Source organism: Spirosoma pomorum (assembly GCF_054776615.1).
On sequence record NZ_BAAHBP010000024.1, the window covers coordinates 149,009 to 164,220 of the forward strand.

The window sequence follows — 15,212 nt, forward strand, 5'->3', positions numbered from 1 at the left end:
ACATATGCCCTACTTGTACATGATTCGAGTTTTTACGCTAATACTGACGGGACTGGTGCCTGTCATGATGCAAGCCCAATCGACAACGGACACTGACACAACAAAAAATCTGACCCCTGTTTACGTAACTGCTTCCCGGCTGCAACAAACGGCTGCCGAACTGGGACGGAACGTAACGATTATACCTGGCCGGGAGATTAGCCGCTTTCCGGTCAATTCCCTGGATGACCTACTACGGGTACTACCATCAATTGACGTACAAAGCCGAGGAAGCTTTGGCGCTCAGGCTGATATTACGTTACGGGGTAGCACGTTCAATCAGGTACTGATTCTGATTGATGGTATGCGTATCAACGATCCGCTGACGGGGCATTTTGCGGGGTATTTTCCCATTACACCAGCGGAGATCGAGCAAATCGAGATCGTTCGGGGAGCTGGCTCCGCCGTTTACGGTCCTGACGCGGTGGGTGGTGTCATCAACATCGTAACGAAAACATTTGCCGTTCGCGCGCAGTCGACAAAAACAACGGAAGGGCAGGCTACCGTACAACGGGGTCAGTGGAACCTCTGGAACGTAAATGCCGGCGGTTTTCGGCAGACGGAGAAGTTACGTCTGGGTGGTGGAGTGTTAATCAATACCACGCCGGGCCAGGCCCTGGCGGTCCCCAGCACCCAGCGGAACGATGTCAATCTGAAAACGTACTCGCTGTCGGGAAGATACAGCTTTACGCCAAAGATCAGTCTGGCAGCCCGGGCTGCTTTCGACCGGCGTGATTTTAACGCGCAGTGGTTTTATACGACAAGCTCGGCCGATTTGTCGCGGGAAACGACGTTGCGGAATCTGTACCAGGGGCAGCTGCGGGTTCAGGAAAGCGAGCGGCAGCAGACGGAAGTGCAGTTCACGCACATCTACTCGACGGACCGTTACGTGTTCAATCCTGCCCCAACTTTCGTGCCCAGCAACCACCGGATGCAGTTCTCGCTGGCGCAGCTGAACCATTTCATGCAACTAAGCGACCGCTGGAAAGCCAGTGTAGGTGGTCAGTACGATAACCGGCAGATTCAATCGAACGACCGGGGCAACCACGCAACCTGGCACTGGGGTACGTACGGTATCCTGACAACCCAAACCAGCTTTGGTCTTACGGCGACGGGAAGTCTGCGTTTCGACTGGGATCAGTCATTTGGGCGGGAGCTGGTACCGCAGTTGAATCTGAGCTATTCCCCATCGGCGGAACTTGTGGTGCGGGGTTCGATTGGTAAAAGCATCCGGGCGGCCGATTTCACAGAACGATACACATCCAACAACCTACCCGGTCCATTGTCGGCCGGCCGGAATATTGGTTTGCCAAACCTACAGGCCGAGCGGGCACTAAACGCCGAAGTTGGAGCCGACTGGATGCCTGCATCGGGTGTTACGGTAAAAGCAACGGGATTTCTTCGCAGTGGTACCAACCTAATCGATTACGTAAGCCTGTCTGGTGCCGAAGTAATCCGGCAAACGGGTCTGACCAACGTGGCTACAGATCGCACCTACCGGCTCGCGCAGAACTTGTTCAATGTACAGACCCGTGGCATTGAGGTCGAACTCTGGATTAAGCGCCAGCTCAGCGACAAGGTGCTGCTCGACTTCATCGGCAGCTACACGCTCCTGAATACCGCCAGTCCAGTTGTTTCTCAGTATCTGGCCAACTTTGCTCGTCACCAGGTGAACAGCTCCCTGAGCCTAACCGCTGGCCGGTTTAATCTCGGTCTGACAGGGCAATTCAAAGCTCGTAACCAGGCTGCGGTGGAAGCTATCAACCGACGTATAACGGCCAATTACAAAGTGATCAATGCCAGAGCCGAGTTTGCTGTTTTACCCAACCAACTGTACGTAACGGCACAGGTATTGAACCTCTTCAACGAGCAGTACGCCGATATTCTCGGAGCACAAATGCCCGCTCGTTGGGCTATGGGTGGCCTGCGCTGGCAGTTGCGGAAGAACTAGCTAACATCAGTGCTACCCTACCGATTTCGGTAGTGAAAACCAGCGCTTACTTATGTTTTCAACACTCTTTGCTAGGCTTTTGTGGATAAGTAGCACTTGCTGTCTCGCCGAGGCAGTTAGGTAGACCTACTATGTGTTGATCAGGGGTAAATCCGTCAGCAATGGTTTATACTGCTTTTGTTGTAGCCTACTCTAAATCATACAGATTTAATGGGTTACCTTTCAAAATTTCAGGTATTAAAAGAGGAACTCGGTTTAAGAACTCAAAAAAATCAACCAAGATAATGAAATCGCTTATCAAATCTGCTCTGTTTACGATGTCGGTCATTGCTATGACGACAGCTTGCTCTTCGAACAAATCGTCGGAATCAACCACGACGGTTCCAGGTGATTCGACAACGACGATGATGGCTGATTCGACAACGACGATGGATTCTTCATCGACGATGTCGTCTGATTCTGCTTCAATGCCAATGTCAACGTCGGCTACGTCGACGACGACCAGCAGCACGACCAACTAGTCATTTTTTACTGCTGATAATAAAAAAGCCCGCTGGTTAACCAGCGGGCTTTTTTATTGGGCATCGGGTGTGAGTTGTTCTTCCTGTTTCTGCCGAACCTGCTGACCAATCGGGATATAGTCGACTTCGCAAGGATAACCGAACAGGCAATAGTCCTTAATTCGTTTGGCAACCCGTTCGGGTACCATCTGCTCCCAACCGTCTTCGCCCTGCTGAATCATTTCCAGCACCCGGTCGGTAGAGATATGCAGGTTTTCTTCGTTGTAATCGGTAATGTCCTCGATCTTGTCGTTACGGACCAAATACTGAAACAGCGGCTCCAGCGTTGGTGGTAATTCAAACTCATTGCAGGTATAAACCGTGTCGTCGCGCAGGGTGGGGTAAACAAATAGCTTGACCTTTCGACTGAACAACGTGGCGAACGATTCCAGAATCCCCCCCGGTAAAAATTCGTAATGATCTTCCTCGAAGATGTATTCGAGATTCGGAATCCCGACGACCAGACCAATTTTGAGCCGAGTCAGCCGGGCTAGGTAAGCCACCAGCTTATAGTATTCCAGATAGTTTGAAATCATCACCGTCTGCCCCATCGAGCAGAGAATATCAACCCGATCCAGGAAATCTTTCTCATCAATGCTCTGATCGCTTGACTTCAGGTTGTGCAGCGTTAGCTCAGCAATAGACACCACTCGATTTTCGTCGACGTCGTGCTCGGCTTTGAACTGCTTAACCCCGTTTTCGATCATGTCCATCTGCACATTCGTAACGGGTCGTAGCCGGCCGCGCATAACCAGGATGTTTTTCTTATACAGCGCTTCTGAAGGCTGCAACACCTGCCCGTCGGGCCCGAACAGAGCCGCATCGGTAAAGCCGTTACGAACCAGGTGCAGACTCATCAGCCGATTATCGACTTCCGCAAAGTCAGGTCCGCTAAACCGAATCATGTCGATCTGGATACGATCCGGAGATAGATCGTCCATGAGCGAAAGGACCAGGGTTTCTGGAGACTTCGCATAATAGAAAGCACCATAAATTAGATTAACTCCAATAATACCCAGCGCCTGTTGCTGAACGACATTTTCGTTGTCCAGCATTTTGACGTGAATGATCACATCGTTGTAACCGGACAGGGGCGACTGCTGGAAACGGCAACCGATCCAGCCGTGGGCGTCATTAGTTTTCTGGTAGTTAAGAGCGACTACTGTGTTGGCAAACGCAAAAAACGTGGTTTCTGAGCCACGTTGTTCTGCTAGTCGTTTCTCCAGCAGGCTGTATTCTTTACTCAGCATCTTGACGAGCCGAGACTCGACAACGTAGCGTCCACTCTCTTCAACTCCATAAATCGAGTCACTAAAGGTCATGTCATAGGCCGACATGGTTTTGGCGATGGTACCCGACGAGCCGCCAGCTTTAAAAAACATAGCAGCCGTTTCCTGGCCCGCACCGATCTCAGCGAAGGAGCCGTAAATCCGGCGATCCAGATTGATACGTAATGCTTTTTGCTTAGTGCCTATATTCTTTTCGTACATCGTGTGTTGGATACTTACTCAGTATAAAGATACGCATACTAAGGTATAAACACATATTCGTGCCACTTTGGGCATCCTGGCCCCGGATTTGTCAACTTTTCCCCAATCGATTCTTCGGTGCTATTTGTCGTACCTTTGCCTACGCGTTTATTGTTGCGCTATTTACTACTGAATCAGGGTGAATTTGCCTGCCTTTAGCTGATTAATTCACGAGATCATTTGCATGAACATCCCCGTTTCTCCAACCCAAGAGCCAACGCTACTTACGCAACCCGTCTGGCGTCAGTTTTTGCTGCCGGGCTTGTTGGTATTGGCCTTTTTCTGCTTCCTGTTGGATATCGCGCTGGGGACTGTTTCAATACCATTGAAAGAAGTGACCCGGATCGTTCTGGGACAAGGGTCAGAAAATACAGCCTGGCTGTACATCGTGCAGAAAATTCGGCTTCCCAAAGCAATTACCGCTGTTATCGTTGGTTGCGGCTTATCGGTCAGTGGCTTACAGATGCAGGCGCTGTTCCGGAATCCGCTGGCTGGCCCCTCGGAGTTGGGAATTACGGCGGGGGCTGGTCTTGGTGTGGCCATGGTCATGCTGGGTGGAGGAAGTAGCGCCAGTCTGTACGCGATTCGTCAACTTGGCATTTCCGGAAGCTGGTTGCTGGTGCTGATGGCATCGCTGGGGTCGGCGCTGGTGTTGCTGCTGGTGCTGACAATTGGCGGACGCCTGCGGGACAATGTTGTTCTGCTGATTGTGGGCGTCATGATAGGAACCATCACGTTGTCGGTCATCAGTATCTGGCAATATTTCAGTCAACCCGAACAGCTACAGGAGTACCTGATGTGGACGTTTGGCTCGCTGGGGGGCGTAGTCGAAAGTCACCTACTGGTTTTGAGCGGAACCGTACTACTTGGGCTAACCCTTGCCTTTGTCTCGTCCAAATCCCTGAACGTACTGCTGCTGGGCGAAAATTACGCCCGAAGCATGGGGCTGCACGTTGGCCGGAGTCGCCTGTTCATCTTGATCAGTACGAGCCTGTTGACGGGGAGTATCACTGCCTTCTGCGGGCCTATTGGCTTTATCGGTATTGCGGTGCCACATCTTACCCGGTCGCTATTCGACACGGCTAACCACCGATTGCTAATCCCGGCTACCTGCCTGGTCGGTACGGTATTAATGCTGCTGTGTGACAGCCTGGCGCAGCTACCTGGTACGCAATCCGTGTTGCCAATCAATGTGGTTACGTCATTGCTGGGCGCTCCCGTCGTTATCTGGATTATTGTTCGTCAAACGAACCTACGGGCCGCTTTCGCATGAACGAATCAATTCCTATCCTGTCGGCCCTCGACCTGACGATTGGCTACACCAGTCGGAAACAGGCAGGACGAGTTGTAGCCGAATCACTAACAATCGACCTCTGGCCAGGACAGCTTGTATGTCTGTTGGGTCCGAATGGTGCCGGAAAGTCAACGCTGATGCGGACGCTGGCCGGACTTCAGCCGCCAATTAATGGGATAATCAAGCTGGGGAAACAGAGTATCACTGACGTATCACCTGCGCAGTTGGCACGTAGCTTGAGCCTGGTGCTGGCTGAGCGAGTTGAAGCGGGTAATCTACGGGTACGGGAGCTTGTTACGCTGGGTCGGACGCCTTATACAGGCTGGCTGGGACGTAACACGCAGGACGATTTAGACAAAGTAGAGGCTGCCTTACGGATGACCGATACGCTCCAATATCAGGATCGTCGGGTAGATCGACTGAGCGACGGAGAACGTCAGAAAGTGATGTTGGCCCGCGCCCTGGCGCAGGATACCGACCTGATTCTGCTGGACGAACCTACTGCCCATTTAGACCTGCCCAACCGCGTGGAGATGATGCTGCTGTTGCACCAGCTTACGCGCCAGACGCGTAAGGCGATCCTTCTTTCAACCCACGAGCTTGATTTAGCGCTACAGGCCGCAGATCGGCTTTGGCTGCTCGCACCCGGTGGAAGGCTGGCAACGGGAGCACCGGAAGACGTGGTGTTGAGTGGCCATTTTGAAGCTACGTTTACCCGACCCAATGCCCGTGCCGGATTTTACTTTGATCGGGAAACGGGCTCATTTGCTATCCACGCTGATGGATCGGGACCCGCAATTACGCTGACCGGTGAGGCCGGGTTAGTTTTCTGGACACGTCGGGCGCTGCAACGCGAAGGTTTTCGGGTGAACCAAACGGCTACGTCTGAGTGCTCTATTACCGTGGTCCGGAAGGGTGATGTTGCCATCTGGACGTGTGCGTATCTGGATCGTATACAGCAGGTGAACAGTGTCGAACAAGTGCTGGCGTTTCTTCAACAGTTAAAAGCTACTACTGAGTCAATCAACCCAACGACCAAGATTTTAGTTGACGATGATTATTTACGTAACGGGGGGCGCGCGGAGCGGTAAAAGCCGATTTGCGCAGGAACGAGCCCGTCAGTTGAGCGACGCGCCGGTATACGTGGCCACGGCCCGAATCTGGGATGATGAGTTTGGTAAACGAGTCCAGCGGCACCGCGATGAACGAGGTCCGGAGTGGACAACCTACGAGTCGGAACGGGACCTGTATAAACTTCCCCTGGCCAACCGCGTTGTTGTGATCGACTGCGTTACGTTATGGCTGACCAATCTGTTCATGGCGTATGATAGCGATATCGACCAGACGCTTACAGCCTTCAAAGCTGATCTGGACAAGCTTCGGCAAATTCCCGCTACATTTCTGATTATCTCCAATGAGATCGGTATGGGGCTGCATGCTGACACCGAACTTGGCCGAAAATTCACCGATCTACAGGGCTGGGCCAATCAATACGTAGCCAGCGTGGCAGACGAAGCCGTCTTTATGGTATCAGGCTTGCCAATGCGTTTGAAGTAACCCCAGGAAAAACGAAAGACGGCCTTGTTGAGCCGTCTTTCGCATTCTGTATGATTATGAACTGCTTAAGGATGGACCACAGGTAGCTGTCCCGAAAAGAACATGTTGCTGCCGCCCGCTTTCCGCTCAATAGAAGAACCTACTTCGTAAGTAGGAGTTGATGACTGGGAAGGTATCCGGGCTGAACCTGAAATGCGCGCCAGCGCTGTACTCAGCATGGTTTCCCGCGTGTCACCCAGTTGCCGCCAGGCTTCATTTGTATACTCTTTAACTTCAATCGTTGGCGTAAAACCAGTTGAATAATCAGACTGCCCTAACGAGTTGAACGATTTCGTAACAATAGGCTGCATACCCCATTTGTACTTGCCTGTTTCATCGGAGATGGTGATTGAGCCTACGTTCTTACCATAGGTCGTCGTTCCAATTGTCGTAACAGGCATGAAGGGCTTTAAGCCATTGATTACTAGTTCGCTGGCTGAAGCCGTGCTACTCGTTGTTAACACAATAACGTTGTTCAGGCTATTGCCGATATTCGCTGATTTCTGTAGAAAAAAGCCGTTGAACGAATCCGTATTCTTCGACTTATCATAGGCCTGCAACTCAGCCATGATGTCCTTGTTATACTCTTTACGGTAGAAAATCTTAGACGTATTGATACCTTTCCCGATCAGGCTGGCTAGATTTTGCGCTGAGGAAACGTATCCACCAGGGTTATATCGAAAATCCAGAATCAGATCCGTAACGCCCTGCGCTTTAAATTTGGCGAAGACATTATCAACCTGCGTATCATACGTACGATCATTAGGGCCACTTGGTCCGGTAACGAACTGATTGTAGACAAAGTAACCTACCTTCTTGCTACCAACGGTGTATACGGAATCCAGATAAACAGGGTTTGCCTGAAATACAATTGGCGTAGTTTGCTTCGTCGTTGTCGTGTTAACGATAGCGTTCCCTTCTACCTTGGCTAAGGTATACGTTTTTGTATCGCTGGCTCCATAGGCGAGACTAGAGTAATTCGCTTTGGTCAAGTTCTGGCCATTGATCTGGTAGAAAATGTCACCCCGTACCAAACCTGCTTTTTCGGCAGGAGAGCCTTTCAGCACATAAAGAACCTTTCCGATAATATCATCGCCGGTTGACGAGCGCAGATAAAGCTTGAATTCAAGACCATCTGTTTTGCTGACGCCACTCAACGAAGCTTTCAAGTCATCGGCACTTTCCTGAATCCAGGAAAACCGGTCGCCCGTTGGATTGGTGGTAACGTTGTAGGTATACAACAGGGAGTTAAAAAACTTGTCAGGCGATAACGACTTATCCGGAGTCGCTGGAATCTTATCGTTCCAGTAGTAGTAGTACCGCATATTGTTCAGAATCCAGTCATTGACTGTCGCTGCGTCAGTGGCCGCCAGACTAGTCGTTGCAGCTGTCGCCGTGGCCGCCGGGGTAACATTGTCAACGTCTTTTTTGCAGGAAGTAACTAAAATCGAACCAGTGACTAGCGTTAGCAGAAACGAGCGTCCGACGCGAAGTGTGTTCATAGAATGTTGTTTACTGAGCAAGGAATTGTTTGTTATTGATAAACGTAAAATATGAAACAAAAATTAATAATAAGATCGTCAGGGGCAAATTATTTTTTGGTTAAACGCCCTGTAACCTCGTTAGTTGTCCGGCGTGAATGAGTTCGCTGGTAGAATGTCAGTAAATCAACGTTCTTTGTATTAGAAACCGCTTACACCGAGCCCAAAGCGGATTTTGACTAACTCATGAAAAAGAAAACTACAGGCTGGCCGTTACTGGCCGTCATTTTAGTATTTGTACTTAGTGCTTTTCGGACGGTCGATCAGAATTACGTTTGGGAAACGTATAAGCTGCAGGTAACCGTACCCGAGGACTTTAAAGTGCTTAAGAACACCAACGAAGAATTCGAACTGGAGGGTGACGGTATGACGATTGCCTTCGATACGTTCGAACAAAACGTGTCGGCCGACGAGCTAGGCGAAGCAACAACCGAAGCTGCGGCCGCGCTAAAAATGGAGAATATCCGGGAGCAACAGGATATACAGCCCAACGGTCTGGAGGGACGTTACGTAGAAGGTCGCATCGGCGAAGACCGGGTAATCCTAGCGGGTATGCTGGACCCGGAAAGCAACGTAAATTTTTTCGTAGCCATCACGTTCGATAACGAAGACGACGCTGCGGAAGCTGATGCCCGAACTATCCTGAATAGTATCCGCCGGTTGGCTGATAATTAATAGAAAGCGTCTTCCAGGTGCCTGATACGTTGTTCGTTGCCTGCCAACGTAACGGCTATAATGTCGAACCGTAGATCGTGAGGCCAGTTGGTAGCAAAGACGTAATGTTCGGCGGCTTTCATGACCAGCTTAGCTTTCGTGTAGGAAACGAACTCTTCCGGGTTGCCAAAGCTGAGATTCGTCCGTGTTTTTACTTCGACAAAGACCAGCATCTTTCCTTTCTGAGCAATTAAGTCAATCTCTGCGTGCTGATGGCGGTAATTACGGGCAACGATCTCGTAACCTTTTTCTTCCAGAAACCGTACGGCTTCGGTTTCGCCTTTTTTGCCGACTTCGTTGTGCTGGGCCATGCTTCTATTGATTGACGCTGGAATAACGCGCCGGGATAGGACTGGAAATATCGCAAATAAGACGTATACTTGGTGAGTACAGACGGGGCACAATGATTATCTACGACGCAAAAGACTGGTTCAACGCAATTCGGCATTTTCATACCAGCTATGTAATTCGGGTGCTTCTCCAGCGGGTAGCGTACGTAACGGGCTACGGGGTGGTCGTTACGTTGATTGATCAATATCTGTTTAGTCTGGAGGTGCCTATTGACGGCATCTTTTTTTCGTTACTGGGCATCCTGCTCAGTTTACTACTGGTCTTTCGGACCAATACGGCCTACGACCGCTTCTGGGAAGGACGTCGCCAGTGGGGTTCGCTGGTTAATACCAGTCGTAATCTCGCTGTGCTGCTGGACGCGCTCTTGCCGGATGACGATAGCTTGAACCGACGTTACTTTGCTTCGTCCTTATCCAACTTTTCCCTGGCGCTAAAAGGCCACCTGCGTACCGGGGTTGATTGGACCGATATAATCGAAACGGACGACGAACCGCTGGAATCACTAAAGCGACGCGGGCATATTCCCAGCCGGCTGGCCGCCCTGCTGATGCGCCGGTTTCAGGTACTCAGGCAGGAACGAATCGTTAGCGACGCGGATCTGATCACGTTGCGGCTGTACCACCAGGCGTTGCTGGACATAACGGGGGCCTGCGAACGAATTAAGAAAACCCCGATTCCATTCTCCTACAGCTTTTTTATCAAGTTCTTCATCACGCTATACCTGCTTCTGATGCCGCTGGTGCTGGTCAACACCTACGAGTCGGTTGTCATCATCGCCAGCGCGATGGCAGCTTACGCCCTGATTGGTGTACAGATGATCGGTGATGAAATTGAGGAGCCGTTTGGTCTGGACTGCAATGACCTGCCGTTAAACCAGATTGCGCATACGATTCAGCGAAATATGCATGACATCTTATCGGTTGAGATGCCGGTGGCGTCCGGTGTCAAACCGGAGGTTGAATACACAAAAGTCAATTGACCCAACGGAGGTAAAAACGCCCCGAATGGTCAGCCAATCAGCTATTTCGAACGAAACCCGTCGGTTCTATTGTTAATAGACCAGCGGGTTTTCCTTTTTTGCCGCGTTGTCATGAATTCTCGTTTAAATAAGCAGGTTACCGTTCGCGAGTTGGGGTTGATTGATTACCAGGCCGCCTGGGACGAACAGGAACGTCTGTTCGCGCAAATCGTCGATCAGAAAATGTACAATCGGACGGTGGCCCCCGAAGCACAGGAGCTAACGCCTAACTACCTGTTGTTCTGCGAGCATCCACACGTGTACACCATGGGTACTAGTGGCCACCTGGACAATCTGCTGGTGGATGAAAACCAGCTAACCAACGAACTGGGGGCTTCGTTTTACAAAATTCGGCGGGGAGGTGATATTACGTATCACGGGCCGGGGCAACTGGTAGGGTACCCAATCTTGGACCTGGATAATTTTTTTACTGACATTCACCGGTATATGCGGTTGTTGGAGGAAAGTATTATCCGGACGCTGGCCGATTATGGTTTACAGGCAGGCCGTATCGAAGGGGCCGGGTCTGATCGATTGACTGGCGTCTGGCTGGATGTTGCTGGCGAAAATCCCCGGAAAATCTGCGCGATGGGCGTGAAAGCGAGCCGCTGGGTAACGATGCACGGTTTCGCGCTGAACGTCAATACGGATTTGAGTTATTTTGGTCATATTGTCCCCTGTGGCATCAGCGATAAGGCCGTTACGTCATTATCGGCTGAAGTAGGGCACGGGGTGCCGCTCAGGGAAGTGGCTGGGCACGTGCAGCGGCATATGGCTGATTTGTTTGACATGGAACTAACGTACCCGCAGCCCATTCAGCTGGCGGATAGTAAGAAATAAAAGCGGTTGGCTTCCGCCGGAGCCATACCGCACTGTGTTTACCAATGAAGAAAGATATTAACTTTTTGCCTGTTGAGGGCGTACAGGTTGTCATTGCTCGTAAGGAAAACGAACTAAATGAATATGACTGGCAGGTGTACCTGCTGAACCAGAACGACGTCGCAATTACCAATGTGTTTGTTACGTCGAAAGGATATGGTCTGAAAAACGATGAGGAGCAGAAGACGTCCACACTACGGCACTTCTTCACGGAGGTGAAGCCGGGTGGACACGAAGTCGTCGAAACGATTATGCCCGACGTGTTTCACCTGAACAACGAGTACTGGGTTAGCTATTTTATTGGTGGTCAGATTTTTGATAAAAAATTTATTTTCGTTCCCGATAGTATCGTGGAAGAGAACCTGGTAACTATACCAGCGCTGGGGCTGGAAGGTATCCTACACGATTAATCAACCCTTTACCCGTTTACGCCTATGCCGCAGTCCGTCTCCTGGAAACGTCGACTTAAGAACTTTCTGTTCATTGATCTTAAAACGGTAGCGGGCGAAGCGTCGCTGCTGTCTGTCGACCCGCGGCTGCAACGACAGTGGGAAGAAAAAATTAGGCATTTCCGGAACGAAGAGGATTTGTCGGCGGCTGCCTGGTACGACCGCCGGGCGTCCTATTACGCGGAGTTTGGTAAAATTATTGCCGTTGGTATTGGCGGTCTGTATTTTACCGATGATGATGAACCTCGCTTAAAGGTTAAGGTACTGGCCAACGACGACGAAAAGACGTTGCTGGAGGAGCTGCTGGGGATACTGAACCGTTACCCAGCGGGTGAGTTAACTTTGTGCGCCCATAACGGAAAAGAGTTTGATTTCCCTTATCTGTGTCGGCGGTTAATGGCAAATGGGCTGCCGCTGCCCCACGCCCTACAGATTGCCGGCAAGAAACCCTGGGAAATTACCCACCAAGACACACTCGAACGCTGGCAGTTTGGCGATAAACGGCATTTTGTTCCCCTCGATCTGCTGGCTGCCGTTTTGGACGTACCCACCCGTCCGCTGGAATGGCAGGGTGATCGAACCAGCGAAGTGTATTACCGCGAACACGACTGGCCGCGTATCGAGCAGTACACCCAGGATTCGGTGGTGATGCTGGTACAGGTGTATCTGCGCATGGTGGGAGCCCCGCTCGTGGCCGACGAGCATATTGTAGTTAGTGAGTAAGCCCGCTGAGATAGCTGGGCATTGAATATGAAAAACGAAAAACCAAAACAAAATAAATATAACCGATCGGCTAGCCCGTCGTCGCGTTCTGCTGCCGGAAAGGCACCAAGGTCGCGGGAGAAAGGGGCTGAAAAGGTCGGGCAGCGGCCTATCAAACAGGCTAACTCGTTTCTGGACGAAGTAAAGAACGATTTGATTGCGTTCTTCCAGATCAACGACGACCAGACGTTCACGCAGGATCAGATACTGGAACACTTCGACGTAGGTGATCGCAAAATGAAGCTGATCATGCACGGCCTGATTGGTGAACTGACCGATGAGGGCTCGCTAATTCGGAATGAGAATGGCAGCTACCGCGCTAATGCCGACGGTAACACCATCGAAGGCGTAGTTGACCACGTCAATTCCCGCTTCGCCTTCGTCATTCCTGCTACCGCAACGGGTATCCGCGGGGATCGTGATAACGACATCTGGGTGGCGACCGAAGATCTGAACGGTGCTGTTGATGGCGATCGGGTGAAGGTCATTCGCTTCGCTGATTCGCGCAATGGATCGGGCGGGCGTTCCCGCCGTCGGATCGAAGGTAAAGTGGCCAGCGTTGTTGAGCGCGGGCGGGGAGAGCTGGTTGGTCGGATCGAAACATGGCCGACGTATGGCTTTGTGATTCCGGATAACAAGAAGTTTTACGAAGACATCTTTATTGCGGAAGATAAACTTAGCGGGGCTAATGATGGCGATAAGGTTATTGTTCGTCTGACGAAATACCCGGACGGAAAAGGGAGTAAGCAGCGTTTCGAAGGTGAGGTCATTACCGTTCTGGGCGTAGCCGGACAGAACAACACCGAGATGCATGCTATCCTGGCGGAATTCGGTCTGCCCATCGATTTCCCGAAGGACGTAGAGCAGGAGGCCGAACGGATCTCGACGGAGATTCCGGAGCAGGAAATTGCTAAACGGCGCGATATGCGTACGACAACGACCTTCACGATTGACCCGGTTGACGCCAAAGACTTCGATGATGCCTTGTCGGTGCAAATCCTGGACAATGGCAACTTCGAGATTGGTATCCACATTGCCGACGTAACGCATTACGTAGTACCTGGTTCCAAACTGGAAGAAGAAGCGTACAAACGCGCCACGTCTGTCTATCTGGTAGACCGTGTGGTGCCAATGCTACCCGAAAAACTGTCAAACGGGCTCTGTTCGCTACGTCCGAACGAAGACAAACTGACGTTTTCGGCAATTTTCGAACTAACGCCGGACGCTAAAATCGTAAACGAGTGGTTTGGCCGGACGATTATTCACTCCGACCGCCGGTTTGCTTACGAAGAAGCGCAGGAAATCCTGAACAACGAAAAAGGTGATTTCATCACGGAGCTGTTGCTACTGAACGAACTGGCCTACAAACTTCGTGACGAGCGATTCAAAAAGGGAGCTATTAACTTCGAAACCGTTGAGGTACGCTTCAAACTGGACGAAGAAGGTATTCCTATCGCGGTTTACCCAAAAATCCGGCAGGATACGAATAAGCTCATCGAAGAGTTTATGTTGCTGGCCAACAAGCGGGTAGCCGAATACGTCCATACACTGTCGAAGCGAAACAAGGACGGCGAAGAGAATACGATGGTTTATCGAATTCACGAAGGACCCGATAGCGACCGGCTTCAGCAGTTTGCAGACTTTGCGGGTCGGTTGGGGTACAAACTCAAACTGGACGACGAGCACCTGTCGAATTCGATGAACCGGTTTATGGCCAGTATCGAAGGCAAACCCGAAGCGAACATGCTGTCGCAACTGGCGGTACGTACCATGTCGAAAGCGCGGTATAGCACCGAAGATCTGGGGCACTTCGGGCTGGCGTTTAAGCGATATTCGCATTTTACGTCGCCCATTCGTCGCTACCCGGATATGATGGCGCACCGCCTGCTTCAACATTACCTCGATAAGGGTAAGCCCGTTGACCAGGAACCGCTGGAAGAGCAGTGCAAACACGCATCGGCCCGCGAGAAAATGGCGTCCGATGCCGAACGCGCCAGCATCAAATACAAGCAGGTAGAGTTTATGAGCCGTATGGAGCCCGCCCGTACATTTGCCGGGGTTATTTCGGGCGTAACGGAGTTCGGGATCTTCGTGGAGATCACGGAGAACAGCTGCGAAGGACTAGTCCGGATGCAGGACCTGAGCGACGATTTCTACGAATACGACAAAGACAATTACCGGATCATTGGTCAGCGCAACAAGAAGATGTATACGTTTGGCGATCAGGTTGAAGTTCGCGTTAAGGAAACAAACCTGGCCCGCCGGAGCATGGATTTCTTGCTGGTGAGCGACAAGGCCGGGCGTGCTACGGATACGGGCAGCGACGTACCGTTCGGTGGTCGTCGGCGTTCTGATCGGGGTGAGGAACGTAACGCGAAGAACTCCAGAGGGAGCCGTTCGGGAGGTTCATCGTCCCGTAGTTCGTCCTCCCGCCAGGAGGGACCAGCCGCCAAAGGGCAGAACCGACGTGGTGGCCGCGGCCGGCGGTAATTTCGCTTAGCAACAGAGCCCGGCAGATAGCCTCTGCCG

At 51.3% G+C, this 15,212-nt stretch carries 14 protein-coding genes; 11 read left to right on the forward strand and 3 right to left on the reverse strand.

Going from position 1 to position 15,212, the window contains the following annotated elements; all coding sequences use genetic code 11:
• The first annotated feature begins 4 nt into the window (after nt 1-4).
• A complete protein-coding gene (locus tag ACYVAD_RS14135; RefSeq protein ID WP_461140150.1) occupies nt 5-1,990 on the forward strand; it encodes a TonB-dependent receptor plug domain-containing protein in 1,986 nt (661 codons plus the stop codon).
• Nucleotides 1,991-2,274: 284 nt separating this feature from the next.
• Nucleotides 2,275-2,511 carry a hypothetical protein gene (locus ACYVAD_RS14140; RefSeq protein ID WP_461140151.1) on the forward strand — a complete coding sequence of 79 codons (237 nt, stop codon included), beginning with the start codon at nt 2,275-2,277 and terminating at the stop codon, nt 2,509-2,511.
• A gap of 53 nt (nt 2,512-2,564) precedes the next feature.
• Here the strand turns inward: ACYVAD_RS14140 and ACYVAD_RS14145 are convergent, their stop codons facing one another.
• Complete coding sequence (locus tag ACYVAD_RS14145; protein WP_461140152.1) at nt 2,565-4,040, reverse strand: BCNT domain-containing protein; 1,476 nt, start codon at nt 4,038-4,040, stop codon at nt 2,565-2,567.
• A gap of 223 nt (nt 4,041-4,263) precedes the next feature.
• Between ACYVAD_RS14145 and ACYVAD_RS14150 the strand changes: the two genes are divergently transcribed.
• From ACYVAD_RS14150 to cobU, 3 genes are read left to right on the forward strand one after another with little or no spacing between them, the layout of a single operon-like run.
• Complete coding sequence (locus ACYVAD_RS14150; RefSeq protein ID WP_461140153.1) at nt 4,264-5,352, forward strand: iron chelate uptake ABC transporter family permease subunit; 1,089 nt, start codon at nt 4,264-4,266, stop codon at nt 5,350-5,352.
• Nucleotides 5,349-6,464, forward strand: coding sequence for an ABC transporter ATP-binding protein (locus tag ACYVAD_RS14155; protein WP_461140154.1), 1,116 nt, complete (start codon nt 5,349-5,351; stop codon nt 6,462-6,464). Before ACYVAD_RS14150 ends, ACYVAD_RS14155 begins: the two co-directional genes overlap by 4 nt.
• A complete protein-coding gene (cobU, locus tag ACYVAD_RS14160; protein ID WP_461140155.1) occupies nt 6,427-6,930 on the forward strand; it encodes a bifunctional adenosylcobinamide kinase/adenosylcobinamide-phosphate guanylyltransferase in 504 nt (167 codons plus the stop codon). Before ACYVAD_RS14155 ends, cobU begins: the two co-directional genes overlap by 38 nt.
• Before the next feature lie 65 nt (nt 6,931-6,995).
• Here the strand turns inward: cobU and ACYVAD_RS14165 are convergent, their stop codons facing one another.
• Nucleotides 6,996-8,471: a S41 family peptidase gene (locus tag ACYVAD_RS14165; RefSeq protein ID WP_461140156.1), complete on the reverse strand. Its 1,476-nt coding sequence runs from the start codon at nt 8,469-8,471 to the stop codon at nt 6,996-6,998.
• A 225-nt stretch (nt 8,472-8,696) separates the two neighbouring features.
• Between ACYVAD_RS14165 and ACYVAD_RS14170 the strand changes: the two genes are divergently transcribed.
• A complete protein-coding gene (locus ACYVAD_RS14170; RefSeq protein ID WP_461140157.1) occupies nt 8,697-9,185 on the forward strand; it encodes a hypothetical protein in 489 nt (162 codons plus the stop codon).
• Here the strand turns inward: ACYVAD_RS14170 and ACYVAD_RS14175 are convergent.
• Nucleotides 9,182-9,535: a YraN family protein gene (locus ACYVAD_RS14175; RefSeq protein WP_461140158.1), complete on the reverse strand. Its 354-nt coding sequence runs from the start codon at nt 9,533-9,535 to the stop codon at nt 9,182-9,184. The two genes, ACYVAD_RS14170 and ACYVAD_RS14175, sit on opposite strands and share 4 nt — an antisense overlap.
• A 92-nt stretch (nt 9,536-9,627) precedes the next feature.
• Between ACYVAD_RS14175 and ACYVAD_RS14180 the strand changes: the two genes are divergently transcribed.
• The 5 genes from ACYVAD_RS14180 (at nt 9,628) to rnr (ending at nt 15,173) form a co-directional block, all read left to right on the forward strand.
• Entirely contained in the window at nt 9,628-10,554 is a 927-nt protein-coding gene (locus ACYVAD_RS14180) for a bestrophin family protein (RefSeq protein ID WP_461140159.1), read from the forward strand.
• A 111-nt stretch (nt 10,555-10,665) separates the two neighbouring features.
• Nucleotides 10,666-11,433, forward strand: coding sequence for a lipoyl(octanoyl) transferase LipB (gene lipB, locus ACYVAD_RS14185; RefSeq protein ID WP_461140160.1), 768 nt, complete (start codon nt 10,666-10,668; stop codon nt 11,431-11,433).
• A gap of 44 nt (nt 11,434-11,477) precedes the next feature.
• Nucleotides 11,478-11,882, forward strand: coding sequence for a hypothetical protein (locus tag ACYVAD_RS14190; protein WP_461140161.1), 405 nt, complete (start codon nt 11,478-11,480; stop codon nt 11,880-11,882).
• A 24-nt stretch (nt 11,883-11,906) separates the two neighbouring features.
• Nucleotides 11,907-12,644 carry a 3'-5' exonuclease family protein gene (locus ACYVAD_RS14195; RefSeq protein ID WP_461140162.1) on the forward strand — a complete coding sequence of 246 codons (738 nt, stop codon included), beginning with the start codon at nt 11,907-11,909 and terminating at the stop codon, nt 12,642-12,644.
• A gap of 27 nt (nt 12,645-12,671) precedes the next feature.
• Nucleotides 12,672-15,173, forward strand: a complete 2,502-nt coding sequence (rnr, locus tag ACYVAD_RS14200; protein WP_461140163.1) for a ribonuclease R — start codon at nt 12,672-12,674, stop codon at nt 15,171-15,173.
• Nucleotides 15,174-15,212: the final 39 nt, after the last annotated feature.

What these genes read in the sequence shown, in the direction of transcription:
- lipB (WP_461140160.1), top strand. Translation starts at nt 10,666, where the DNA reads ATGAATTCTCGTTTAAATAAGCAGGTTACCGTTCGCGAGTTGGGGTTG.
- ACYVAD_RS14135 (WP_461140150.1), top strand. Translation starts at nt 5, where the DNA reads ATGCCCTACTTGTACATGATTCGAGTTTTTACGCTAATACTGACGGGA.
- ACYVAD_RS14165 (WP_461140156.1), bottom strand. Translation starts at nt 8,471, where the DNA reads ATGAACACACTTCGCGTCGGACGCTCGTTTCTGCTAACGCTAGTCACT.
- ACYVAD_RS14190 (WP_461140161.1), top strand. Translation starts at nt 11,478, where the DNA reads ATGAAGAAAGATATTAACTTTTTGCCTGTTGAGGGCGTACAGGTTGTC.
- ACYVAD_RS14140 (WP_461140151.1), top strand. Translation starts at nt 2,275, where the DNA reads ATGAAATCGCTTATCAAATCTGCTCTGTTTACGATGTCGGTCATTGCT.
- cobU (WP_461140155.1), top strand. Translation starts at nt 6,427, where the DNA reads ATGATTATTTACGTAACGGGGGGCGCGCGGAGCGGTAAAAGCCGATTT.
- ACYVAD_RS14195 (WP_461140162.1), top strand. Translation starts at nt 11,907, where the DNA reads ATGCCGCAGTCCGTCTCCTGGAAACGTCGACTTAAGAACTTTCTGTTC.
- ACYVAD_RS14175 (WP_461140158.1), bottom strand. Translation starts at nt 9,535, where the DNA reads ATGGCCCAGCACAACGAAGTCGGCAAAAAAGGCGAAACCGAAGCCGTA.
- ACYVAD_RS14180 (WP_461140159.1), top strand. Translation starts at nt 9,628, where the DNA reads ATGATTATCTACGACGCAAAAGACTGGTTCAACGCAATTCGGCATTTT.
- ACYVAD_RS14155 (WP_461140154.1), top strand. Translation starts at nt 5,349, where the DNA reads ATGAACGAATCAATTCCTATCCTGTCGGCCCTCGACCTGACGATTGGC.
- ACYVAD_RS14170 (WP_461140157.1), top strand. Translation starts at nt 8,697, where the DNA reads ATGAAAAAGAAAACTACAGGCTGGCCGTTACTGGCCGTCATTTTAGTA.
- ACYVAD_RS14145 (WP_461140152.1), bottom strand. Translation starts at nt 4,040, where the DNA reads ATGTACGAAAAGAATATAGGCACTAAGCAAAAAGCATTACGTATCAAT.
- rnr (WP_461140163.1), top strand. Translation starts at nt 12,672, where the DNA reads ATGAAAAACGAAAAACCAAAACAAAATAAATATAACCGATCGGCTAGC.
- ACYVAD_RS14150 (WP_461140153.1), top strand. Translation starts at nt 4,264, where the DNA reads ATGAACATCCCCGTTTCTCCAACCCAAGAGCCAACGCTACTTACGCAA.